This window comes from Streptomyces sp. NPDC001770 (assembly GCF_053596135.1).
Window position 1 is genome coordinate 1 of the sequence record NZ_JBSFFN010000038.1, and the last position, 22,038, is coordinate 22,038.

Below are 22,038 nucleotides of genomic sequence, written 5' to 3' on the forward strand. Positions count from 1 at the left end.
CGCATCGCCCGCAACACGCAGCTGCTCCTCCAGCAGGAGTCCGGCACCGGGCGGGTCATCGACCCGTGGGGCGGCAGCGCGTACGTGGAGAAGCTCACCCACGACCTGGCACGGCGGGCCTGGCAGCACATCGAGGAGGTCGAGGCGGCCGGCGGCATGGCGAAGGCCATCGACGCGGGCATCCCCAAGCTCCGCATCGAGGAGGCCGCCGCCCGGACCCAGGCGCGCATCGACTCGGGCCGCCAGCCCGTCATCGGCGTCAACAAGTACCGCGTGGCCACCGACGAGAAGATCGACGTCCTCAAGGTCGACAACTCCTCCGTACGCACCCAGCAGATCGAGAAGCTGCGCCGCCTGCGGGCGGAGCGGGACGAGACCGCCTGCCAGGACGCGCTGCGCGCGCTGACCGAGGCGGCGGGCCGTGCCCCGGGTCCGGACCTGGAGGGCAACCTGCTGGCGCTGGCGGTGGACGCGGCGCGTGCCATGGCGACCGTGGGCGAGATCTCGGACGCGCTGGAGAAGGTGTACGGACGCCACGCCGGGCAGATCCGTACGATCTCCGGGGTGTACCGCAAAGAGGCAGGAGAGTCCCCGTCGGTGGACCGCACCCGCGCGCTGGTCGACGCCTTCGAGGAGGCGGAGGGCCGCCGCCCGCGCATCCTGGTCGCGAAGATGGGCCAGGACGGCCACGACCGCGGCCAGAAGGTGATCGCGTCGGCCTTCGCCGACCTGGGCTTCGACGTGGACGTCGGCCCGCTCTTCCAGACGCCCGCCGAGGTGGCGCGGCAGGCGGTCGAGGCGGACGTGCACATCGTGGGCGTCTCGTCGCTGGCCGCCGGTCACCTCACGCTCGTCCCCGCGCTCCGGGAGGAGCTGGCGGCCGAGGGGCGCGAGGACATCATGATCGTGGTCGGCGGGGTGATCCCGCCGCAGGACATCGAGGCCCTGCACGAGGCGGGCGCCGCCTCGGTCTTCCCGCCGGGCACGGTCATCCCGGACGCCGCGTACGACCTGGTGCGGCGGCTCGGTGCCGCACTCGGGCACGAGCTGTGAGCCGCTGACCCGATGGCGCCGACGATCGACATCGAGAGTTACGCCAAGGGGGTGCTCGACGGGAAGCGCGCGTTCGTCGCGCGCGCGATCACCCTCGTCGAGTCCTCCCGCCCCGACCACCGGGTGCTCGCCCAGGAGTTGCTGAGCAGGCTGCTGCCGCACGCGGGCCGGGCCCGGCGGGTCGGGATCAGCGGGGTGCCGGGGGTCGGCAAGTCGACCTTCATCGACGCGCTCGGCACCCTGCTGACGGGGCTGGGGCACCGGGTCGCGGTGCTCGCGGTGGACCCGTCGTCCACCCGTACCGGCGGCTCCATCCTGGGCGACAAGACGCGGATGGAGCGCCTCGCGGTGGACCCGCACGCGTTCGTCCGCCCGTCGCCCTCCGCGGGCACGCTGGGCGGGGTGGCGAAGGCGACCCGCGAGTCCATGGTGGTGATGGAGGCGGCGGGTTACGACGTGGTGCTCGTGGAGACGGTCGGGGTCGGCCAGTCGGAGACCGCGGTGGCCCGCATGGTCGACACCTTCCTGCTGCTCACCCTGGCGCGTACGGGTGACCAGCTCCAGGGCATCAAGAAGGGCGTCCTGGAGCTGGCGGACGTCATCACGGTGAACAAGGCGGACGGCCCGCACGAGCGCGAGGCGCGCTCGGCCGCGCGCGAACTGGCGGGTGCCCTGCGGCTGATGCACCCCGCCGACGCGGCGTGGACCCCTCCGGTCCTCACCTGCAGCGCCCGTGAGGCGACGGGCCTGGACACGGTGTGGGAGAGCCTGGAGCAGCACCGCACGCTGCTGGACTCGACGGGGCGGCTGACGGCGAAGCGCAGCGAGCAGCAGGTGGACTGGACGTGGAGCATGGTCCGGGACGAGCTGCTGGAGAGCCTGCGCTCCCATCCGGACGTACGGGCGCGTGCGCCGGAGCTGGAACGGCGGGTCCGCGAGGGTGAGCTGACGGCCACACTCGCCGCCGAGGAGATCCTCACGGCGTTCCGGGGCGGCTCCGGGGGCCGGTGACGGTGGCCGTCCGACCCCGGACGAAGATCTGACGGGCCTGCGGGGGCGGCCTTCCGAGCCGTCGTGCGGACATGTGTCCGTGCGACGGCCCGGCGTTCCGGCCCCGCGCGTTCCGGCCCCGTCCGGAGAACGACCCCGTTCCCTCCGGCCGCTCGTCGTGGTACTCTCCGGAAAAGCACTCGTGTACGTCCCCATCGGGACGCCGGTGCCGGTTCCCCCTCACCGCTGTCGCACCTGTCGATTCACGACCCGCGATTCAGCTCTTCCCGAGCAGCTCTTCTTCTTTCTCCCCGTGTGCGTCGATCCGGTCCGCCACATCCGTGGCCCGCCGCCGCTACGCGATCCCCTCGTCGGGACACCGGTGCACGCGGTGCACGTCGAGGCGTGTACGTACCGCCTCCCGCCGCCCGCACCGGGCCCGCACCCCCTTCCGTCCCCGAAAGGACACTCCCATGACCACCACACTCGAACGCCCCGTATCCGCCCAGCACGCACCCGTCGCCGCCGCCGGTGTCCTCGACACCTCACAGGGCGGGCACGGGCTGCTGCGCGGGCCGCACGGCCACCCCTCACCCGGCGACGTCCGCGTCCCGCCCGCGCTGATCGGCCGGTACGGGCTGCGCACGGGCGACTTCGTGAAGGGCGGCTGCGACCGGCCGGGCACGCTCACCGTCGTCGATCGCGTCAACGGGCTGCCCCCGCAGGCCCTTCGCTCACGGCCGCACTTCCACGAGCTGACGCCGCTGCACCCCCGGGACCGGCTTCGCCTGGAGACCCGTGCGGGCGGGCCCGCACCGCGCCTGGTCGATCTGATCGCGCCGGTCGGCAAGGGGCAGCGCGGTCTGATCGTCGCCCCGCCGAAGACCGGCAAGACGGTGCTGCTCCAGCAGCTCGCGGCCGCCGTCGCGACGAACCACCCGGAGTGCCATCTCATGGTGGTGCTGCTCGACGAACGCCCCGAGGAGGTCACGGACATGCGCCGCTCCGTGCGGGGCGACGTGCTCGCCTCCACCTTCGACCGCCCGGCGAAGGAGCACATCGCACTGGCCGACCTCGCCGTGGAGCGCGGCAAGCGGCTCGTCGAGCAGGGGCAGGACGTCGTCATCCTCCTCGACTCACTCACCCGGCTCTGCCGCGCCCACAACAACGCGGCGGGCCCCGGCGGGCGCACGCTGAGCGGGGGCGTCGACGCGGCGGCGCTCCAAGGACCCAAGAAGCTCTTCGGCGCGGCGCGGCTGACCGAGGAGGGCGGCTCGCTGACCATCCTGGCGACGGCGCTGGTGGAGACCGGTTCGCGCGCGGACGACTTCTTCTTCGAAGAACTCAAGGGCACCGGCAACATGGAGCTCCGTCTGGACCGCGCGCTCGCCGACCGCCGTATCTTCCCGGCGGTGGACATCGCGCCCTCCGGTACGCGGCGCGAGGAACTGCTCCTCTCCGAGGCGGAGTTGACGGCGGTACGCGGACTGCGGCGCGCCCTGCACGGCCGGGACAGCCGGTCCGCGCTCGAGGCCGTACTGGACAAGGTCCGCCGGACGCCCGACAACGCGGCCTTCCTCCGCCAGGTGCACCAGACGGTCCCCGGCGCCTGAACACGCCCCGGTGCACGCCCGCTCGACGGGCCCGCCCTGGACCTGCGGCTGGACCGGCTGGAGCGGCTGGAGCACGGGCCTGGATGCCGCCGCTGGATGCCTGCGGCCACTTGACCTCATGTTCGCTTGAGGTTCTACGCTCAATCCCACCTGGCGCGTTACCCGGATGGGGGCAGATCGATGGAGTACTCGCACAGCGACGCCGAACTGGTCGAGCAGCCGATCGGCTACTGGAGCTGGGCCGCTCACAAAGCGGTCGTCACGAACATCCGCGCGGGGCTTGCGGAGTTCGGTGTCACCCAGCCCCAGTGGTGGGTTCTGAACCAGGTCGCCGCCGACGAGAACGGCCGGACCCGCGCGCAGGTGACGGCCGTCCTGCAGGGCTATTTGGACGTGGGAGCCTCACTCGCGAACGAGATCGACGGCCTCCTCGGCCGGCACCTGCTCACGCTCGACGGTGAAGACCGTCTACGACCGACCTCCGAGGGGGACGCGGTCCGGCGCCGGTGCGCCCAGCGCCAGACGGAGATGCGGAAGCAGGCCCACGACGGCATTACCGATGAGGAGTACGTGATCACCCTGAAGGTGCTGCAGCGGATGATCCACAACGTCGGAGGCGAGGCGTGGCACCACTGAGGGGCCGGTCCGCCACCGCTGTACCGTGTCGCCGTGATCCCGTGCGCCGCGGCCTTGCCGGCCGGGGCTCCGTTCACGGCTCCGACGGCGGACTCGGGCGCGCCGGACGACCGGACGGCAGGGAAGCCGGCGGCCCACCGATGCTGGAGACGGTGAGAACGTGCCCGCCTCCCTGCGCCCTGAGCAGTGGCGGCACCGCCTGAACGGCCGACGGGCGCCAAGGACGTTCGCGCCGAATTCCACCTTCACCCCGTCGAGGTCCAGTTCCCCGACCGCGCCCGGCTCCGGAACACGCAAGTCCGGCTGACACCCGGCCGGGACCTCGGCACACTGGAGCCCATGCGGTACGAGGAGAAGGCCAAGACAGCCGCGGCGAGGGCCTTGGCCGCGGTGTCCATCGTCATCTGCTCACCCGCGCTGCTGATCGCCGGAGCGCCGATCCGCCGCCGCTACCGCCGCCGCATCCTCCGGGACGGGGCCCCGCCGGTCCTGGACAAGGAGCGGGGACAGGCCAGCGTCCACCGGTTCGTGGTCACCGGCCCGCTTCTCGACCGGCTGTGCCGGCCCACGGAGTCACTCGCCCGTCCCGTATCGCGCCGAGGCCGACCGGCATGCGCGAAGAGAGCAGCCGGTGGTTGAGATCCGCATGGGGGCGTCCATGGGGCGCGGCCGGGGCGCCCTCACGGCGTGTCCCCTTCTTCCATCGCGGTGGGTCGTCCCGGAAGCGGCCAGGACTCCGCCCGGCCGGCCCGCATCGTCACGTCCGGCCGGGGCACGTGGATCCGAACACCGTTCGCTGTCCACCCACCCGTCGAAGCCGGACGACGAATGACATCCTTGAGAATCGGCTTTCCGGGAAACCACTCCCCCGCAGGAGGCACCCACCCATGACCCACCGTTCCGCCGTCGCCCTGGCCGGTCTGCTGGCCGGCGCGGGAGCGCTGCATCTCGCGGTGCCCCGCCCCTTCGACTCGCTCGTCCCGAGCGCGCTGCCGGGAAGCCCCCGCACCTGGACGTACGCGAGCGCCGGCGTCGAACTCGCCCTCGCGGCGGGCGTTCTCGCCCCGCGCACCCGTCGCGCCGCAGCTCTCGGGGCCGCCGCCTTCTTCGTGGGCGTACTGCCGGGCAACGTGAAGATGGCGGTCGACTGGCGCCACCGCCCGGCTCCGCAGCGCGCCGTCGCCTACGCGCGCGTCCCGCTCCAGGTGCCCCTGGTGCTGTGGGCCCGCCGGGTCGCCCGGGAGGCGTGAACCACCCGCCGGGACACCGGCACACCCGGCCCGGCCGTCGTGCCTGTCACGCCGTCACATGGGCGAGGAAGGCGGCGAGGTTCGCCGTGGTACGCGCGATCTTCTCCTCCAGGGTGAGCGACTCGCTCAGCCGGGCGCCGGGGCCCGCGTCCTTCTTGCCCCGGACGTACAGGGAGCAGGAGAGGTCGCTGCAGAGGTAGGCGCCCACCGAGTTGCCCTGCTGCCCCGCCTTGCCCGCCTTCGGCGCGACCATCAGGGAGACGCCGCCCGTGTGGGTGGTCAGGCACACGGAGCACATGCTCCGCCGCTGCCGGCCGGGCACCGCGCCGGGACAGCGCAGCACGATGGCCTTGGGGCGGCCCTCCGACTCCGTGACGAGGTAGGCCCGGTCGGGCGCCTGGGGGTCGCGCCAGCCGAGGAAGTCCAGATCGGCCCATGCGCGGTCCGCCAGATCGCGCGGAACCGCCAGACGCTTCGCCTCGCCCTTGCTGCAGTTCACGAACGCGGCGCGGATCTCTTGCTCAGTCAGCGGATTCATGAACGACATGCTAATTTGCCTAAAGTCTATAGGCAAATGATTATGCCGTTCAGGCAGAGACGTACAGGCAGAGAGGGCAGGCCATGGCACGCGCGGGACTCACCACGGAACGACTGGTCCGGGCGGGTGCGGAGCTGGCCGACACCGCAGGCTTCGACCAGGTGACCCTTTCGGCGCTCGCCCGGCAGTTCGACGTCAAGGTCGCGAGCCTCTACTCACACCTGAAGAACTCCCAGGAGCTCAGGACACGGATCGCCCTGCTCGCACTGGAGGAGATGGCCGACCGGGTCGCCGCGGCCCTGGCGGGGCGCGCCGGGCGGGACGCACTGGCCGCCTTCGGCAACGCCTACCGCGACTACGCCCGCGAACATCCCGGCCGCTACGCGGCGGCACAGCTCAGGCTCGACCCGGAGACGGCAGCCGCGAGCGCGGGGCCCCGGCACGCGCGGATGACACGGGCCATCCTGCGGGGCTACGACCTGACGGAGCCGGACCAGACACATGCAGTCCGTCTGCTGGGCAGCGTGTTCCACGGTTACGTCGGCCTGGAGTCGACCGGGGGCTTCAGCCACTCCGCTCCCGACTCCCAGGAGAGCTGGAACTGGGCCCTGGACCGGCTCGACGTACTCCTGCGGAACTGGACCGCCCCCTGAGCCGCGTTCGGCACCCGCCGTCCACCACCGACCTTCACCGTCCGCCACCCGACCGACAGGCTGAGATCCTTGAGCACTCCACCGAGCACCTCGCACCGCTGGATCACCACACCCCTCACCGCCGCACTCCTGCGGGGCGCACTCGATCTGGAGCACACCGCGCACGGCGTCCTCCCGCACCGGCTGCCGGCGTGGGCCCGCGCCCAGTACGCCGACCCCCAGCTGGCCTCGGCCGAGTCCCAGCCCTCCGGGGTCCGGCTGGCCTTCCGTACCCCGGCCACCGCCCTGGAGCTGGACACCCTGCCCACCAAGCGGGCCTACGCGGGTGCGCCGCCGCGCCCGGACGGGGTGTACGACCTGCTCATCGACGGCCGCCCGGCGGGCCGGGCCACCGCGTCCAACGGCAACACCGTGATCGTCGACATGGCCACCGGATCGGCCGAGCACCGGCCGGGACCGGTCGCCACGATCCGCTTCGACGAACTGCCCGAGGGCGACAAGGACGTCGAGATCTGGCTCCCGCACAACGAGACCACCGAGCTGGTCGCCCTGCGCACCGACGCCCCCGTCGAGCCGGCGCCCGACCGGGGCCGGCGGGTGTGGCTGCACCACGGGAGCTCGATCAGCCACGGTTCCGACGCGGCGAGCCCCAGCGCCATCTGGCCGGCGCTCGCCGCGCGCCTCGGCGGTGCGGAGCTGATCAATCTGGGGCTGGCCGGCAGCGCCCTGCTCGACCCGTTCACCGCGCGCGCCCTGCGGGACACCCCGGCCGACCTGATCAGCCTCAAGATCGGCATCAATCTGGTCAACACCGATGCGATGCGTCTGCGTGCCTTCACCCCCGCCGTCCACGGGTTCCTCGACACGATCCGCGAGGGCCACCCCACGACCCCGCTGCTGCTGGTCTCGCCGATCCTCTGCCCGATCCACGAGGACACCCCGGGCCCGAGCGCACCGGACCTCTCCCAGCTGAGCACCGGCCGGCTGAGGTTCGTCGCCATGGGAAACGCCGCCGAGACCGCGGCCGGAAAGCTGACGCTCACCGTCGTACGGGAGGAGCTGGCCCGGATCGTCGAACAGCGGTCCGCCGACGACCCGCATCTGTACTACCTCGACGGCCGCGCGCTCTACGGCTCCGCCGACACGGACGAGATGCCGCTGCCGGACCAGCTGCACCCCGATGCCGCGACCCACCGCCTCATGGGCGAGCGGTTCGCGGCGCTGGCCTTCGCGGGTGACGGACCGTTCGCGGGGCCGCGCACCTGACACCGGGTTCGCCACCCGGGCGTCGCACGGGGGCACGCGGGATTCGCCACCCGCGTGCCCCCGTGCCCCGAGCGCCCGTCGGCGGTGCCGGAACACGCGGGTGCGGCCGGCCCCGCCACACCAGGACCGGCCGCTCCTGCGGGTTCAGCCCGCGGCGCCCAGGACCGTCGAGACGAGGGCGCGGGCCTCGTCCTGGACCCGGCTCAGGTGGTCGGGGCCCTGGAAGCTCTCCGCGTACACCTTGTACACGTCCTCCGTGCCGGAGGGGCGGGCGGCGAACCAGGCGCTGTCGGTGCAGACCTTGAGCCCGCCGATGGCCGCACCGTTGCCCGGCGCCTCGGTGAGGACCGCGGTGATGGCCTCGCCCGCGAGGGTGTCGGCGGTGACCTGCTCGGGCGAGAGCTTGGCCAGGACAGCCTTCTCCTGGCGGGTGGCGGGAGCATCGACGCGCGCGTAGGCGGGGTCGCCGAAGCGGGTGGTGAGTTCCGCGTAGTGCTGCGACGGGGTGGAGCCGGTGACGGCGGTGATCTCGGAGGCCAGCAGGGCGAGCAGGATGCCGTCCTTGTCGGTGGTCCACACCTGGCCGTCGCGCCGCAGGAACGAGGCACCGGCGGACTCCTCGCCGCCGAAGCCGAGGCTGCCGTCGAAAAGTCCGTCGACGAACCACTTGAAGCCGACCGGCACCTCCACCAGCGGACGGCCGAGGTCGGCGGCGACCCGGTCGATCATCGAGGAGGAGACCAGCGTCTTGCCGATGCCGGTCCCGGCGGGCCAGCCGTCGCGGTGGGTGTAGAGGTACTGGATGGCGACGGCCAGATAGTGGTTCGGGTTCATCAGCCCGCCGTCCGGGGTGACGATGCCGTGCCGGTCGGCGTCGGCGTCGTTGCCGGTGGAGATGGCGTACGTGTCGCGCTGGGCGATGAGCGAGGCCATGGCGTACGGCGACGAGCAGTCCATCCGGATCTTGCCGTCCCAGTCCAGCGTCATGAAGCGCCAGGTGGGGTCGGCGAGCGGGTTGACCACCGTGAGGTCGATGCGGTGGGTCTCCGCGATGCGGCCCCAGTAGCCGACGGACGCGCCGCCGAGCGGGTCGGCTCCGATCCGGATGCCCGCGTCACGGATCGCGTCCAGGTTCAGTACGGACGGCAGGTCGTCGACGTACCCGCCCAGGAAGTCGTGGCGTCCGGTCGTCCCGGCGGCCAGCGCGCGGGCGTAGGGAACACGGCGCACCTCCTTCAGCCCGCCCGCGATGAGCTCGTTGGCGCGGTCCTGGATCCAGGAGGTGGCGTCCGAGCCCGCCGGTCCGCCGTTCGGCGGGTTGTACTTGAACCCGCCGTCGGCGGGCGGGTTGTGCGACGGGGTGACGACGATCCCGTCGGCCAGTCCGTCCGTCCGGCCCCGGTTGTACGTCAGGATCGCGTGCGAGACCGCCGGGGTCGGGGTGTAGCCGTCCTCGGAGTCGATGAGGACGGTGGCGCCATTGGCGGCGAGCACCTCCAGGGCGGTGACCCGGGCGGGCTCCGACAGCGCGTGGGTGTCCACGCCGAGGAAGAGCGGCCCGTCCGTGCCCTGCCGGGTGCGGTACTCGCAGATCGCCTGGGTGGTGGCGGCGATGTGGTCCTCGTTGAACGCGGTCGCGAGCGCGGAGCCGCGGTGCCCGGACGTGCCGAAGGCCACCCGCTGGCCGGGCTCGGCCGGATCGGGGTGGAGAGCGTAATAGGCCGTCACCAGCTTTGCCACGTCGACCAGGTCGTCGGAAGCTGCCGGTTCGCCGGCCCGTGCGTGCACCATCGGTTCTCCTCGTTCGTCGGTGGTGGTCGTCCGCCCTCCGGCCGGGGCGGTGTCCCGGCCGGAGGGCGGACGATCACCACGATTTGTACCCGATGACCGCCCTTCCCTCCCGCACTGGCGTCCGGTTTCCGTCGCCGGCGAACGCGACGTTCCTCACGCCCGCTCCCCCGCCGGCGCCCGCAGGGACAGTTCCGTACCCGGCCACCGCGACCTCAGCCACCGGTCGTGGCTGGCAACCACGACGGTCCCGGGGCCGGTGCCCAGCGCTTCCTCCAACTCGTCGGCGAGCCGGGGCGAGAGATGGTTGGTCGGCTCGTCGAGCAGCAGCAGGTCCGGCGGGTCGGCGACGAGCAGCGCGAGGGCGAGCCGACGGCGCTGACCGGCCGACAGCTCGCCGACCCTGCTGTCGAGATCCCGCGCGGCGAAGAGCCCCAGGGCGGCGAGCGGGACGCGTGCGGACCGTTCCTCGCCGAGCCCGAGGGCGTACGTCTCGGCGACGGTACGGCCGGGGTGCTCGAACACCGTGTCCTGGGCGAGCAGTCCGGTCCGGAGCCCCTCCCGGCGCCGCACCCGGCCCGCGGGGGCCACGAGTGCGCCCGCCAGCACCGCGAGGAGGGTCGACTTGCCCGCGCCGTTCGGGCCGGTGACCAGCAGGCGGTGGCCGGGGTGGAGGTCCAGGCGGTCGAGGGTGAGGCGTCCCGGCACCCGGACCTCCCGGAGGGTGAGCAGCGGGGCGTCGTCCGCGGGCGGGGCGACGGGTTCGGCGGCCGGCTGCTCGGGGGTACGGAAGCGCAACGGCTCCGGTGGCGCGGGGACCCGCTGCCGCTCCAGTTCGCCGAGCCGGCGGGCGGCGTTGCGCACCCGCCGGGCGATCTGGTTCTGGACGCGGCCCCCGGAGTGGCCGTACCCCATCTTCTCGTTGTCGCGCGGCCCCCGGTCCGGGGCGACACGGTGGGCCGTGACCTCCACCGCGCCGCGCAGCTCGGCGAGTTCCTTCTCCTCCTCCTCGAAGCGGCGCTGCCAGCTCTCCCGGGCGGCCCGCCGCAGGCCCTGGTAGGCGGTGTAGCCGCCGCCGTAGTGGACCGGCCCCCGGACGGCGGGGTCGAGGTCGATGAGATCCGTGCAGACGGCGTCGAGGAACGCCCGGTCGTGCCCCGCCACCACGACGGTTCCGGGCATCTCGCACAGCCGCCGCTCCAGGAACGCGGCGGCCTCGTCGTCCAGGTGGTTGGTGGGCTCGTCGAGGAGGAGTGCGGTGGGCCGGCGGATCAGCAGCGCCGCCAGGGCGAGCCGTCCGCGCTGGCCGCCGGAGAGGGAGCCGAGGGTGCGGTCGCGGGCCAGGGTCCCGATGCCGAGTCCGTCGAGGACGAGCCCGGCGCGCCGGTCGGCGTCCCACGCCTCGTGCTCCTCGGCCTGTTCCAGGCACTGCGCGTACCGGGCGAGGAGGTCGGCGTGGCCGGGGGCGCCCTCCGGTGCGGCGGCGATCTCCTGGGAGAGCAGGTCGAGTCGGGCGAGGTCCGCGCGGGACTCGGCGAGGGCGTCGTCCAGCACCTCGGTGAGGGTCGCGCCGCCCCCGTACGGCATCTCCTGGTGGAGGTGACCGAGGCCGGCGGGGCGGACGACGGTGCCGGAGTCGGCTTCGACCACCCCGGCGAGGACTCGTAGCAGGGTGGATTTACCGGCGCCGTTCTCCCCGATCAGGCCGATGCGGCGGCCGGGGGCGGCGGTGAGGGAGACGCCGTCGAGCACCCGGCGTCTTCCGAGCGTGACGACGAGGTCGTGGGCGAGCAGGGCGGGTCGGCTCATGGGATCACCTGGGTTCGGTCGGTCGCGGGGCCCGCAGGGCATGGCCTCGTGCGAGAGGCCCTGGCGCGCGGACGGGGAAACACCGGGCGGTCAGTGCGCGCCGGGTGCGTCCGCCTCCGTGAGTCGTCCGCCGGCCAGGCGCAGCCGCCGGTTCACCCCGATCTCCGCGAGGAAGCGCTCGTCGTGGCTGACGACCACGAAGGCCCCCTGGTAGGCGTCGAGCGCGCTCTCCAGCTGGCCGACGCTCACCAGGTCGAGGTTGTTGGTGGGTTCGTCCAGCAGCAGGAGTTGCGGCGCGGGTTCGGCGTAGAGGACGCAGGCGAGGGTGGCGCGCAGCCGCTCGCCGCCCGAGAGCGCCGGGACGGGAAGATGGGCACGCGGGCCCCTGAAGAGGAAGCGGGCCAGCAGGTTCATCCGCTCCGCCTCCGGCAGCGCGGGCGCGAAGGCCGCGAAGTTCTCGGCGACGGTACGCCCGGAGTCGAGGAGATCGAGGCGCTGGGAGAGGTAGGCGATGCGGCCGTCGGCCCGCCGCAGGGTCCCGCCCTCCGGCGCCTGATCGCCCTGGACGATCCGCAACAGGGTCGATTTGCCAGACCCGTTGGAGCCGGTGAGCGCGATGCGCTCGGGCCCGCGGATCTCGAGGTCCACTCCGTCCCCGGCGAACAGCTCCCGGTCGCCCCGGCGGACCCGGACGCCCTCGCCGAGGAAGACGGTCCGTCCGGCGGGTACACGGGTCTCGGGGAGTTCCAGGGTGATCCGCTGGTCGTCCCGCAGGGCGCGGCCCGCCTCGTCGAGCCGGGTCCGGGCGTCCCCGACGCGGGCGGCGTGCATGCCGTCCGCCTTGGCCGCAGACACCTGGGCGCTGCGCTTCAGTCCGCCCGCCACGATCTTGGGCAGCCCGGCGCTCCTGATGTTCCGGGCGGCGTTGCTGGAGCGGCGCTGGGCACGCTCGCGGGCCTGCTGCATCTCCCGCTTCTCCCGCTTCACCTCCTGCTCGGCGCTGCGGACGTTCTTCTCGGCGACCTCCCGCTCGGCGCGCACCATCTCCTCGTAGGCCGTGAAGTTCCCTCCGTGGAAACGGACTTCGCCCCGGTCGAGTTCGGCGATGCGGTCCATGCGGTCGAGCAGTCCGCGGTCGTGGCTGACCACGAGGAGGCAGCCGTTCCACTCCTCGATCACGGTGTAGAGCTTCTGGCGCGCGTCGAGGTCGAGGTTGTTGCTCGGTTCGTCCAGGAGGAGCACGTCGGGGCGCCGCAGGAGCTGAGCCGCGATCCCGAGCGAGACGATCCGGCCGCCGCTGAGGGTGTCCAGAGGCTGCGTCAGGTCGACGTCTTCGAGGCCGAGGCGGTCGAGTTGCGCCCGTGTGCGCTCCTCGATGTCCCAGTCGTCGCCGATCACCGCGAAGAGTTCCTCGCTCGTGTCGCCGGACTCGATGGCGTCGAGGGCGCGGATCACCGGGGCGACGCCGAGCACCTCAGCCACGGTGAGGCCGCCGGTGAGCGGCAGGTCCTGCGGGAGGTGGCCGAGCACTCCGTTCACGGAGACGGAGCCCCGGGCCGGCCGGTACTCACCGGCGATCAGCTTCAGCAGGGTGCTCTTGCCCGCGCCGTTCGGCGCGACGAGTCCGGTACGGCCGGCGCCCACGGTGAAGGAGAGGTCCTGGAAGACGGGGGTGCCGTCGGGCCAGGCGAAGGTGAGGTCGGAGCAGGTGAGGAACGATGCGGACATGGAGAAGTCCTTGCGACGTGATGCGGGCGCGCGTCGACGGCGGCCGCCCGGCGGCGAACAGGGGTGGGGGTACGACAACGGGGACCATCACAGCGGCGCGGACGCGCGCCTGCCGGTGGCCGATCACCTTCGGGTGTCACCCGGAGATGTCGTCGTCACCCTTCACAGCTGCTCTCCTTCATCGGTGATCACATCGCTGATCACGTGCCTTTCACGATAACAGCCGAGCCCGGCCGGGTCTCGGGAATTGTCGGCGGAGCGGAAGGAGCACCGCCGCACCCACGCACCCGGCCGTCCCAACCCCCGCACCCGGGCCGTCTCAGCAGGTCAGCGCGTCGGTCACCGGGACGGCAGCCTCCCCGGTACGGGCCGCCCGGCGCCCGGCCATCCGGCATCCGAGGCAGTCCGGGTGCCCCGCCCGGGCCCGGGTGTCACGTACGCGCCAGCTCCATTCCTCCGCGGGCCGCGGGCCACCGGGTTTGCCCCAGCCCGCCAGATGCAGCAGCCAGGTGACGACACCCGCAGCGACGGTCACCGCCCCGGCCAGCAGCACACCGGACGGAGAGGCCACGCAGACGGCGGCCCCGGCACCCGCGGCACCGACGATCGCGAGCGCCGTTCCGGTCCACCCCGCCAGGGTGTGGCCGAGGTCGACATCACCGTGTGCGCTCATCGCTTTCTCCGTCCAGGAAAATGGCAGCAGCAGGCTCCGCAGAGATATCTCATCTCACGAGCTAAGTAACTTAGATGCTAAGGAGAATGCTCGTGGAGGGCAAGCCCCGCCCCGATGCCTCGGCCGAGCAGGCGCTTCAGCGCATGGACCGGTTCGTCGCGCTGAGCCTCGTGGGCCAGAGCGACGTCGCCCAGTCGCTGGGGCTCAACGTCACGGATCTGACCTGCCTCGGGCACATCCTCGGGGCGGGCCCCGAGGCTCTGACCGCGGGCGACCTCGCCGAACGCGCCGATCTCACGACCGGCGCCATCACGGGCGTGCTCAACCGGCTGGAGCGCGCGGGCTTCGCCCGCCGACAGCCCGATCCCGGCGACCGCCGCCGGGTCCGGATCGTCGCCGACGAGTCCGCGGCGGGCCGGGTGGTAGCGGTGTACGAACCCTTCTACCGGCGGCTGACGGCCCTCTTCGCCGACTACTCGCCCGCGGAGACCGCGGTGCTGGCGGACTGGTTCGCCCGTGCCGCCGACGAGATGCGCGCCCATCTCGCGGAATTGCGGGGCTGAGGGCCTCCCGGCAGCGACGGAGCGCCGCCCCTGCGGACTCCCCCGGCTACCCCGGATACGCGGATCGGGTACGACCCCGGCCGTGACCCGCCGGACACCACGCGAGCCGCCCGCCGGCGAAGCCGTGCCGGCCCCCGTGGTGGGGCGGCACCGCTTCGCCGGCGGGCACTGGCATTCGTACCGCGGTCGCCTACAGCTGCGGGTAGATGTCCCCGCTGCTCAGTCCGGACTGCTGCTCGCTGCGGTCGCGCATCTTGCGGGCCTTGTCCGCGAGTCGCTGCCGCTCCTCGGGGTCCTTCGCCTTCTCGGCGGCATCGCTCAGCTGCTGGGCCTTGTCCCGCATCTGGCGGGCCAGCTTGGCGGGTTCGTCCGCTCCGCTCATCACCACTCCTCGTCCGCTGGGCATCCGACGCCCCCAGCGAAGCAGCAGGACGGGGCGGACGCATCTCGGCGGGCCGGTGCGGACCGGCTGCCGCCCTGCCGGGGGCTACTCCCCGGCGGTTTCCTCGGTTCCGGGGATCTCGGCCCGGGGAAGCCTGGTGGCGGTGTAATCCGCCACGGCGGCCTTCAGGCCGATGTCGTGCTGGGCGCGCTCGGAGAGGAACCACCGGTGCTCCAGCAGCTCGTGGTAGAGCTCGGCCGGGTCCATCGAGCCCCGGAGGTCGAGCGGGACGGCACGGACCGTGGGCCTGAACTGGTCGCGGACCCAGCGGTGCGCGAGGACCTCGGTACGCGCCCCGAGCGGGTCGCCGGGGGCGTAGTCGTCCTGGGTCGCCATCCAGCTCTCCAGGTCGTTGAGGAGCCGCCGCGCCTGGTTCTCCTCGGTGTCGAGCCCGGTCAGCCGCAGCAGCTGGCGCTGGTGGTGGCCGGCGTCGACGACCTTGGGCACGAAGGTGACGGTGTCGCCGTCCGGCGAGTTGACGATCTGCATCTCGGCGACGTCGAAGCCCATCTCGTTGAGCCGGCGCACCCGTCGCTCGATGTAGTGGTACTTGCCCGCCGGGTAGACGGAGGTACGGGTCAGCTCCTGCCACAAGGCGGTGTACCGCCGGGAGATCTCGGCGCCGAACGCGATCGGGTCCACCGAGGGGTGGAGCGCTCCGGCGGCCTCCAGGTCGAGCATCTCGCCGCTGATGTTGACGCGGGCGAGGTCGATGTCGTACTCCCGCTGGCCGTCGCTCAGCCGCTCGTGGGTCTCGCCGGTCTCGGCGTCCACGAGGTAGGCGGCGTAGGCACCCGCGTCACGCCGGAAGAGGGTGTTCGAGAGCGAGCAGTCGCCCCACGCGAATCCGACGAGGTGCAGCCGGACGAGGAGGACCGCGAGTGCGTCCATCAGCCGGTGCACGGTGGACGGGCGCATCGTGGTCTCGAACATCGAGCGGTAGGGCAGCGAGCCGTTGAGGTGCCGGGTGATCAGTACGGGCTCCAGCGGCTCCCCGTCGGCGCCGACCCGCCCGGTGACCACGGCGAGCGGGTCGACCGCGGGTATCCCGAGCCGGTCGAGGGTGCGGAGCTGGTCGTACTCGCGTACGGCGGGGCGCTCGGCGAGTTCCTTGACGGCGATCACGTCGGCTCCGGCGCGGGCGTAGCGCACCACGTGCCGGGAGATGCCGCGCGGCAGCGGTACGAGGTACCTCTCCGGCCACTCCTCCAGCGGCAGGTGCCACGGCAGCTCCAGGAGGAGTGCCGGGTGTTCCGGGTTGGTGGCGCTGATCTGCAAAGCCATGGCTCGCCTCGCTCGTACGGGTGCGGGGCCACCAGTGTGCGGGACGGCTTCCGGCGTACCGAGGGGCGGGGTCGTACGGTGGCCGCTCTAACAGTCCCCGTCTTCGGCGCCCGGGTGTGCCGTGTGGTCGGGGTGGCCCCGGGTCCGGCGGGCCTCCTTCAGCTCCGCCTCGTACAAGTGGACCCGTCCGGCGGCGAGTTCGTCGACCAGGCGCCGCTCGATCTCGGCGAAGGGCCGGTAGTACGTGCGGTCGTACTCCTCGACGATCTGGAAGGTCCAGCGGCCGGGGACGACGTTGCGGCCCACGATCTCCCGCTCGACCAGGTCCGCCGCCGGGTCGTGGCCGGCCTCGCGGAGCAGGCGTACCGCTTCGTCGAGCTGGAAGTCGGCGCCGCCGGTGAGCTGGTGGAACGTGTAGAGGGCGCCCCGGGCGCGCTCGGTGGTCTCCAGCGCCTCGGACAGTGCGCCCAGGGCACGGACGGTTCCGTCGCTCACCCCTTGGGGCCGGGTGTGGGAGGGGTCGGGGCGGTCGGCTCGCTCGTCGCTCATGCACGGTACCTGCCCGCACGGCGGTGTCCCGGCAGGGCATCGGGCGGGGCCTCCACCCGATCGGGCGAGCGAGACGGTGCAGGCCCCGCGCCGGGGACCGGGCGGGGCGCGGACCGTACCGACAGGGTGCCGCCGGCCTGGATCAGAGGGCGGTCATGACGTGCTTGATCCGGGTGTAGTCCTCGAAGCCGTACGCGGAGAGGTCCTTGCCGTAACCGGACTTCTTGAACCCGCCGTGCGGCATCTCGGCGACCAGTGCCATGTGGCTGTTGATCCAGACGCAGCCGAAGTCGAGGTTCTTCGACATCCGCATCGCGCGGGCGTGGTCCTTGGTCCACACCGAGGAGGCGAGCGCGTACTCGACGCCGTTGGCGAACTCCAGCGCCTGTGCCTCGTCGGTGAAGGACTGCACCGTCATGACGGGGCCGAAGACCTCGTTCTGGATGATCTCGTCGTCCTGGCGCAGGCCGGAGACGACGGTCGGCGCCCAGAAGTAGCCCTGGTCGCCGACGCGGTGGCCGCCCGCCTCGACGGTGGCGTGCGCCGGGAGGCGGTCGATGAACCCGCTGACCTGGGCGAGCTGGTTGGCATTGTTGAGGGGGCCGTAGAGCACGTCCTCGTCGTCCGGCAGGCCGGTCCTGGTGCCCTTGGCCGCCGCTGCCAGGGCCTCGACGAACGCGTCGTGCACCGACTCGTGCACCAGCACCCGGGTCGCCGCCGTGCAGTCCTGGCCGGCGTTGAAGAAGCCGCCGACGATCAGGTCCTCCACGGCCTTCTCCAGGTCCGCGTCCTCGAAGACGACCGCGGGGGCCTTGCCGCCGAGCTCCAGGTGGACGCGCTTGACGTCCTTGGCCGCCGAGGCGGCGACCTGCATGCCGGCCCGTACGGAACCGGTGATCGAGGCCATCGCCGGGGTCGGGTGCTCCACCATCATGCGGCCGGTCTCGCGGTCGCCGCAGACGACGTTGAAGACACCGGGCGGCAGATCCATCTCCGCCAGCACGCCACCGATGATCTCGGCGATCAGCACGGTCGACGCGGGGGTGGTGTCGGAGGGCTTGATGACGACGGCGTTGCCCGCGGCCAGGGCCGGGGCGAACTTCCAGACCGCCATCAGCAGCGGGTAGTTCCAGGGGGCGACCTGGGCGCAGACGCCGACCGGCTCGCGCCGGATGATGGAGGTCATGCCCTCCATGTACTCGCCGGCCGAGCGGCCCTCCAGCATCCGGGCGGCGCCCGCGAAGAAGCGGATCTGGTCGATGGCGGGGGCGAGTTCCTCGCTCCGGGTCAGGTGGAGCGGCTTGCCGGTGTCGCGGCTCTCGGCGGCGACGAGCTCGTCGGCCCGTGCCTCCATCGCGTCGGCGATCCGGAGCAGGGCGCGCTGGCGCACGGCGGGGGTGGTGTCGCGCCACACCGGGAACGCCGCCGCGGCGGCGGCCATGGCGGCGTCGACGTCGGCCTGGCCGGAGAGCGGCGAAGTCGCGTAGACGTCACCGGTGGTGGGGTCCACCACGTCGAGGGTGCGACCGTCCGCGGCGTCCATGGACGCGCCGTCGATGTAGTTGCGGAACGTGGTGCTCATGGAACGGGTTCTCCTGGTCAGACGGTGGTACGGGCGGACAGGTGCTCGTGGACGGCGGGCCAGCCGCCGTCGGCCGCGCGGGCGAAGACGATCGTCTCGCGCTCCAGCAGCGTCTCCTCGCCCGAGGAGGTGGCGATACGGGTCTCCACGTCGTGGCTGAAGACCGCGGTGTCCCCGAAGTACTGGATCAGCTGCTCGGTGGAGGTGCAGGCCAGCACACGGAAGTCGTCCTCTTCCACCCAGCGCTGCCACAGGGCACGGTACTCGGCCGTGGAGGCCAGCCGTTGCGGGGTGGTGTGGAAGACGAAGACCGCGTCCGGGGCGAAGGCGCCGAAGTAGTCGTCGAGGCGGCCTTCCGCGAAGGCCGCGACGAGTGCGTCGGCGGCGGCCCGTACGTCCTCCTGTCCGGTCTCGTGTCCGTCCTCGGGTCCGGGGGTGTCGCTCATGGTCGGCTCCTTGCCGTGGGGGGAGGCTCGGGTGGTCGGGGTGCGTGCCCGTGCGGTCAGCCCGCGGCGGCCGCGGTCGCCATCCGCTCCTCGGGGCCGCCGGTGATGGGCGGGACCTCCGTGTCGGCGGCGCGGACGAAGCGGGGGCCTGCGGGGCCGTAGACCGCGCGGGGCTCGGGGAAGAGGGTGAGCAGCGCGAGGTAGATCACCGCGGCGAGGACGAGGCCGACCGGCAGGGAGATGTCCGCGCCGGAGGCGAGGTCACCCAGGGGGCCGACGAACTGGCCGGGCAGGTTGGTGAAGAGGAGGGCGACCACGGCGGAGACCAGCCAGGACGCCATGCCGCGCCAGTTCCAGCCGTGGGCGAACCAGTACCGCCCGCCGCGCTGGCGGCGGTTGAAGACCTGGAGCGCGTCGGGGTCGTACCAGCCGCGCCGGGTGACGTAGCCCAGCGCCATGACGACCATCCACGGGGCGGTGCAGGTGATGATCAGCGTGGCGAAGGTGGAGATGGACTGGGCGAGGTTCAGTGCGAACCGGCCGACGAAGATGAAGGCGATGGAGAGCACGCCGATGAAGAAGGTGGCCTGGACGCGGCTGAACCGCGGGAAGACGCTGGAGAAGTCGAGGCCGGTGCCGTAGAGCGAGGTGGTGCCGGTGGAGAGGCCGCCGATGAGGGCGATCAGGCAGAGCGGCAGGAAGTACCAGCCCGGCGAGACCGCGAGCAGTCCGCCGACGTAGTTCGGGGCGGCCGGGTCGACGTATTTGGCGGCCTTGGCGGCGATGATCGACGCGGTGGCCAGGCCGAAGAGGAACGGCAGCAGGGTGGCGGTCTGGGCGAGGAACGCGGCGCCCATCACCCGGCGGCGGGGCGCTCCGGCCGGGATGTAGCGGGACCAGTCGCCGAGGAAGGCGCCGAAGGAGACCGGGTTGGAGAGCACGATCAGCGCCGCGCCGATGAACGAGGGCCAGAACAGCGGATCGGCGGTCGAGGCGAAGGAGCCCGCGTAGCCGGGGTCGAAGTCGCCCCAGAAGGCGAAGGCGCCGAGCACGAAGAGCGCGGAGGCGGCCAGCACGGCGATCTTGTTGACGAGCAGCATGAAGCGGAAGCCGTAGACGCAGACGGCCAGGACGAGTACGGCGAAGATCGCGTAGGCGATGCCGTACGAGACGTCGGACTCGGGGACGTGGACGAGCCGGTGCGCTCCGCCCACGAGGGCGTCGCCGGAGGACCAGACCGAGATCGAGAAGAAGGCGACGGCGGTCAGCAGCGAGAGGAAGGAGCCGACGACGCGTCCGTGCACGCCCAGGTGGGCGGAGGAGGAGACGGCGTTGTTGGTTCCGTTCGCCGGGCCGAAGAGGGCCATGGGCGCCAGCAGCAGCGCCCCGGCGACCAGGCCGAGGACGGTGGCGGCGAGGCCCTGCCAGAAGGAGAGGCCGAAGAGGATGGGGAAGGTGCCGAGGACGCACGTCGCGAACGTGTTGGCGCCGCCGAAGGCGAGACGGAACAGGTCGATCGGGCGGGCCGTGCGGTCCCCGTCCGGGATCCGCTCGACCCCATGGGTCTCGATTTCGGTGATCGAGCTGGTCACGGGCGTGTCACCTTCCGTTCGTGTCGTGCAGCAGTGACGAGCCCACAGTCTGGCCTCCCGTGTGATCGGCGACAATTGTGTCAGTCACAGAGCGATAGGCTCTTTTCTGTGGCAAGCGACAAACTCACCGTGGAAGATCTCCTCTCATTCCCCGCACTCCAGCTCTCCGTGAAGGCGGGCGGCTCGGGGCTCGGGCGGTCCGTATCCTGGGCGCACGCCAGCGAGCTGGACGATCCGACACCCTGGCTGCTGGGGTCCGAGCTGATCATGACGGCGGGCCTCGCGGTCCCGGCCGCGGCCGCCGCACAGCGCGCGTACCTCGAACGCCTGGACGATGCCGGGGTCTCCGGGCTGGCGCTCTCCGCTCAGCTGCACATGCCCGTCCTGCACGACGACTTCTTCCGGGCGGCCGAGGAACGGGGCTTCCCGGTGCTGGAGGTCCCCCTCTCCGTTCCCTTCATCGCGGTCGCGCAGGAGGTCGCGGCGGCGGTGCAGGAGGACGCCCGGCACCGCCTCGGCGCCCAGCTCCAGGTCTTCGGCTCGTTGCGCTGGCTGGTCGCGGAGGACCTCGACACCCCCACCCTGCTCCGCCGGCTCGAACGTCTCTCCGGCTACGACGTGTACCTCTGCACGCCCCAGGGCCGCCCGCTGCTGCCGGGCGTCCCGGTGCCGGACCCCTCGGTGCTGCCGGACTCCGTGGACGCGCCGCCGACCGTGCCGGGCGGCTTCGTGCTGCCCGTCCCGGCGCCCGGCGGTCCGGCCGGTTTCCTCGTCGCGTACGAGCGTGAGGGCGCCCAGCCCGCCGGGCTCGCGGTGGCCCAGCACATCGCCACGGTGGCCGCACTGCGCCTGGCGATGGTCCGCAACGAGCGCGAGACGCTCCGCCGGGAGGGCGCGGAGACCCTCGCCGAGCTGCTGCAGGAGGTGCTGGACCCGGAGGCCGCCCGCCGCCGGCTCGCCCGGCACGCGATCGAGGGGGAGACCGTCCTGATGGTGGTGCGCCACACCACCGACGAGGCTCTGCTGCACGTCCTGGAGGACCGGCCGCACCTCCTGCTCACCCGGGGCGAGGACCGCTATGTGCTCGGTGCGCCGGAACTCGCCGAAGCGGTGGGCACGCTGCCCATGGCGGCGACCGGGATGAGCCGCCCCTTCCGGCCGGGCGCGGCGCTGAAGGTGGCGCAGCGGGAGGCGGTCTGGGCCGCGTCGAAGGCGGCCGAGTCGGGTCGGCCCGTGGTCCGCTACGGCGACGACCTGACGGGCCGGTGGCTGCCGGACGACCCGGCGGTGCTGTCCGCGCTGGTCGAGAACGTGCTCGGCGAGGTTCTCCGGTACGACGCCGCCCACGACTCCCAGTTGCTCGTCTCGGTCCGTACGTGGATGGAGCGGGACCGGCGGACCGAGGCCGCCGCCGCGGCGCTGCACATCCACCCGAACACCCTGGCGTACCGGCTCCGCCGCTTCGGGACGCTGGCCGAACGTGACCTGGCGTCCACCGGGGCGCTGTCGGAAGTCTGGCTGGCGATCCAGGCGGCGGGCACGCTGGGGCTCGCGGACCGGGTGGTGTGATCCTTCCGCCGGGC

At 72.6% G+C, this 22,038-nt stretch carries 21 protein-coding genes; 10 read left to right on the forward strand and 11 right to left on the reverse strand.

The genetic code is table 11. The features are described 5' to 3' along the window. The 6 genes from ACWCSV_RS28305 to ACWCSV_RS28330 all read left to right on the forward strand — a co-directional run. A partial coding sequence (locus tag ACWCSV_RS28305) for a methylmalonyl-CoA mutase family protein (RefSeq protein WP_451146959.1) occupies window positions 1-1,053 on the forward strand: 1,053 nt, incomplete at its 5' end. Between the two features lie 12 nt (window positions 1,054-1,065). After that, a complete protein-coding gene (meaB, locus tag ACWCSV_RS28310) occupies window positions 1,066-2,064 on the forward strand; it encodes a methylmalonyl Co-A mutase-associated GTPase MeaB (protein WP_451146961.1) in 999 nt (332 codons plus the stop codon). Window positions 2,065-2,516: 452 nt separating this feature from the next. Then, window positions 2,517-3,656 carry a transcription termination factor Rho gene (gene rho / locus ACWCSV_RS28315; RefSeq protein ID WP_451146963.1) on the forward strand — a complete coding sequence of 380 codons (1,140 nt, stop codon included), beginning with the start codon at window positions 2,517-2,519 and terminating at the stop codon, window positions 3,654-3,656. Window positions 3,657-3,836: 180 nt separating this feature from the next. Continuing rightward, entirely contained in the window at window positions 3,837-4,292 is a 456-nt protein-coding gene (locus tag ACWCSV_RS28320) for a MarR family winged helix-turn-helix transcriptional regulator (protein WP_451146965.1), read from the forward strand. Between the two features lie 339 nt (window positions 4,293-4,631). Next, the gene (locus ACWCSV_RS28325) at window positions 4,632-4,931 is read left to right on the forward strand and encodes a hypothetical protein (RefSeq protein WP_451146967.1); all 300 of its coding nucleotides are present in this window, start codon (window positions 4,632-4,634) and stop codon (window positions 4,929-4,931) included. A 248-nt stretch (window positions 4,932-5,179) separates the two neighbouring features. Beyond that, window positions 5,180-5,542: a DoxX family protein gene (locus ACWCSV_RS28330; RefSeq protein WP_451146969.1), complete on the forward strand. Its 363-nt coding sequence runs from the start codon at window positions 5,180-5,182 to the stop codon at window positions 5,540-5,542. Between the two features lie 46 nt (window positions 5,543-5,588). On the opposite strand, the gene ACWCSV_RS28335 is transcribed toward ACWCSV_RS28330, so the two are convergent. Then, entirely contained in the window at window positions 5,589-6,080 is a 492-nt protein-coding gene (locus ACWCSV_RS28335; protein WP_451146971.1) for an FBP domain-containing protein, read from the reverse strand. A gap of 83 nt (window positions 6,081-6,163) precedes the next feature. Here ACWCSV_RS28335 and ACWCSV_RS28340 point away from each other — a divergent pair, with 83 nt between their 5' ends. Both ACWCSV_RS28340 and ACWCSV_RS28345 read left to right on the forward strand, forming a co-directional pair. Then, window positions 6,164-6,733: a TetR/AcrR family transcriptional regulator gene (locus tag ACWCSV_RS28340; protein ID WP_451146973.1), complete on the forward strand. Its 570-nt coding sequence runs from the start codon at window positions 6,164-6,166 to the stop codon at window positions 6,731-6,733. A gap of 69 nt (window positions 6,734-6,802) precedes the next feature. Further along, window positions 6,803-7,999: a GDSL-type esterase/lipase family protein gene (locus ACWCSV_RS28345; RefSeq protein WP_451146975.1), complete on the forward strand. Its 1,197-nt coding sequence runs from the start codon at window positions 6,803-6,805 to the stop codon at window positions 7,997-7,999. Between the two features lie 144 nt (window positions 8,000-8,143). Here ACWCSV_RS28345 and pgm read toward each other — a convergent pair whose 3' ends face one another. The 4 genes from pgm to ACWCSV_RS28365 form a co-directional block, all read right to left on the reverse strand. Next, complete coding sequence (gene pgm / locus ACWCSV_RS28350; protein ID WP_451146977.1) at window positions 8,144-9,790, reverse strand: phosphoglucomutase (alpha-D-glucose-1,6-bisphosphate-dependent); 1,647 nt, start codon at window positions 9,788-9,790, stop codon at window positions 8,144-8,146. Window positions 9,791-9,943: 153 nt separating this feature from the next. Then, window positions 9,944-11,596 carry an ABC-F family ATP-binding cassette domain-containing protein gene (locus tag ACWCSV_RS28355; RefSeq protein ID WP_451146979.1) on the reverse strand — a complete coding sequence of 551 codons (1,653 nt, stop codon included), beginning with the start codon at window positions 11,594-11,596 and terminating at the stop codon, window positions 9,944-9,946. 90 nt (window positions 11,597-11,686) lie between these two features. Next, window positions 11,687-13,324 (reverse strand): ABC-F family ATP-binding cassette domain-containing protein, encoded by a 1,638-nt coding sequence (locus tag ACWCSV_RS28360; protein WP_451146981.1) that lies wholly within the window; start codon window positions 13,322-13,324, stop codon window positions 11,687-11,689. Between the two features lie 319 nt (window positions 13,325-13,643). Further along, window positions 13,644-13,997 carry an HGxxPAAW family protein gene (locus ACWCSV_RS28365; protein WP_451146983.1) on the reverse strand — a complete coding sequence of 118 codons (354 nt, stop codon included), beginning with the start codon at window positions 13,995-13,997 and terminating at the stop codon, window positions 13,644-13,646. Window positions 13,998-14,089: 92 nt separating this feature from the next. Between ACWCSV_RS28365 and ACWCSV_RS28370 the strand changes: the two genes are divergently transcribed. Next, complete coding sequence (locus ACWCSV_RS28370) at window positions 14,090-14,560, forward strand: MarR family transcriptional regulator (RefSeq protein ID WP_451146985.1); 471 nt, start codon at window positions 14,090-14,092, stop codon at window positions 14,558-14,560. Window positions 14,561-14,750: 190 nt separating this feature from the next. Here the strand turns inward: ACWCSV_RS28370 and ACWCSV_RS28375 are convergent, their stop codons facing one another. The 6 genes from ACWCSV_RS28375 to ACWCSV_RS28400 all read right to left on the reverse strand — a co-directional run bounded on the left by ACWCSV_RS28375 (window position 14,751) and on the right by ACWCSV_RS28400 (window position 20,455). Next, entirely contained in the window at window positions 14,751-14,942 is a 192-nt protein-coding gene (locus ACWCSV_RS28375; protein WP_451146987.1) for a DUF6381 family protein, read from the reverse strand. Window positions 14,943-15,047: 105 nt separating this feature from the next. After that, a complete protein-coding gene (locus ACWCSV_RS28380) occupies window positions 15,048-16,286 on the reverse strand; it encodes a DUF4032 domain-containing protein (protein WP_451146989.1) in 1,239 nt (412 codons plus the stop codon). Between the two features lie 87 nt (window positions 16,287-16,373). Continuing rightward, a complete protein-coding gene (locus tag ACWCSV_RS28385; protein ID WP_451146991.1) occupies window positions 16,374-16,835 on the reverse strand; it encodes a hypothetical protein in 462 nt (153 codons plus the stop codon). A gap of 142 nt (window positions 16,836-16,977) precedes the next feature. Further along, window positions 16,978-18,417 carry a gamma-aminobutyraldehyde dehydrogenase gene (locus ACWCSV_RS28390; protein WP_451146993.1) on the reverse strand — a complete coding sequence of 480 codons (1,440 nt, stop codon included), beginning with the start codon at window positions 18,415-18,417 and terminating at the stop codon, window positions 16,978-16,980. A gap of 17 nt (window positions 18,418-18,434) precedes the next feature. Continuing rightward, window positions 18,435-18,863, reverse strand: a complete 429-nt coding sequence (locus ACWCSV_RS28395; protein ID WP_451146995.1) for a YybH family protein — start codon at window positions 18,861-18,863, stop codon at window positions 18,435-18,437. A gap of 56 nt (window positions 18,864-18,919) precedes the next feature. Further along, on the reverse strand, window positions 18,920-20,455 hold the full coding sequence (locus ACWCSV_RS28400; RefSeq protein ID WP_451146997.1) for a purine-cytosine permease family protein: 1,536 nt from the start codon (window positions 20,453-20,455) through the stop codon (window positions 18,920-18,922). A gap of 108 nt (window positions 20,456-20,563) precedes the next feature. Here ACWCSV_RS28400 and ACWCSV_RS28405 point away from each other — a divergent pair, with 108 nt between their 5' ends. Then, a complete protein-coding gene (locus ACWCSV_RS28405) occupies window positions 20,564-22,024 on the forward strand; it encodes a PucR family transcriptional regulator (protein WP_451146999.1) in 1,461 nt (486 codons plus the stop codon). Window positions 22,025-22,038 lie beyond the last annotated feature (14 nt).

Bases quoted from the DNA above. Each gene is read 5' to 3' on its own strand.
- meaB (WP_451146961.1), top strand. From the start codon at position 1,066: ATGGCGCCGACGATCGACATCGAGAGTTACGCCAAGGGGGTGCTCGAC.
- rho (WP_451146963.1), top strand. From the start codon at position 2,517: ATGACCACCACACTCGAACGCCCCGTATCCGCCCAGCACGCACCCGTC.
- ACWCSV_RS28320 (WP_451146965.1), top strand. From the start codon at position 3,837: ATGGAGTACTCGCACAGCGACGCCGAACTGGTCGAGCAGCCGATCGGC.
- ACWCSV_RS28325 (WP_451146967.1), top strand. From the start codon at position 4,632: ATGCGGTACGAGGAGAAGGCCAAGACAGCCGCGGCGAGGGCCTTGGCC.
- ACWCSV_RS28330 (WP_451146969.1), top strand. From the start codon at position 5,180: ATGACCCACCGTTCCGCCGTCGCCCTGGCCGGTCTGCTGGCCGGCGCG.
- ACWCSV_RS28335 (WP_451146971.1), bottom strand. From the start codon at position 6,080: ATGAATCCGCTGACTGAGCAAGAGATCCGCGCCGCGTTCGTGAACTGC.
- ACWCSV_RS28340 (WP_451146973.1), top strand. From the start codon at position 6,164: ATGGCACGCGCGGGACTCACCACGGAACGACTGGTCCGGGCGGGTGCG.
- pgm (WP_451146977.1), bottom strand. From the start codon at position 9,790: ATGGTGCACGCACGGGCCGGCGAACCGGCAGCTTCCGACGACCTGGTC.
- ACWCSV_RS28355 (WP_451146979.1), bottom strand. From the start codon at position 11,596: ATGAGCCGACCCGCCCTGCTCGCCCACGACCTCGTCGTCACGCTCGGA.
- ACWCSV_RS28360 (WP_451146981.1), bottom strand. From the start codon at position 13,324: ATGTCCGCATCGTTCCTCACCTGCTCCGACCTCACCTTCGCCTGGCCC.
- ACWCSV_RS28365 (WP_451146983.1), bottom strand. From the start codon at position 13,997: ATGAGCGCACACGGTGATGTCGACCTCGGCCACACCCTGGCGGGGTGG.
- ACWCSV_RS28375 (WP_451146987.1), bottom strand. From the start codon at position 14,942: ATGAGCGGAGCGGACGAACCCGCCAAGCTGGCCCGCCAGATGCGGGAC.
- ACWCSV_RS28380 (WP_451146989.1), bottom strand. From the start codon at position 16,286: ATGGCTTTGCAGATCAGCGCCACCAACCCGGAACACCCGGCACTCCTC.
- ACWCSV_RS28385 (WP_451146991.1), bottom strand. From the start codon at position 16,835: ATGAGCGACGAGCGAGCCGACCGCCCCGACCCCTCCCACACCCGGCCC.
- ACWCSV_RS28390 (WP_451146993.1), bottom strand. From the start codon at position 18,417: ATGAGCACCACGTTCCGCAACTACATCGACGGCGCGTCCATGGACGCC.
- ACWCSV_RS28395 (WP_451146995.1), bottom strand. From the start codon at position 18,863: ATGAGCGACACCCCCGGACCCGAGGACGGACACGAGACCGGACAGGAG.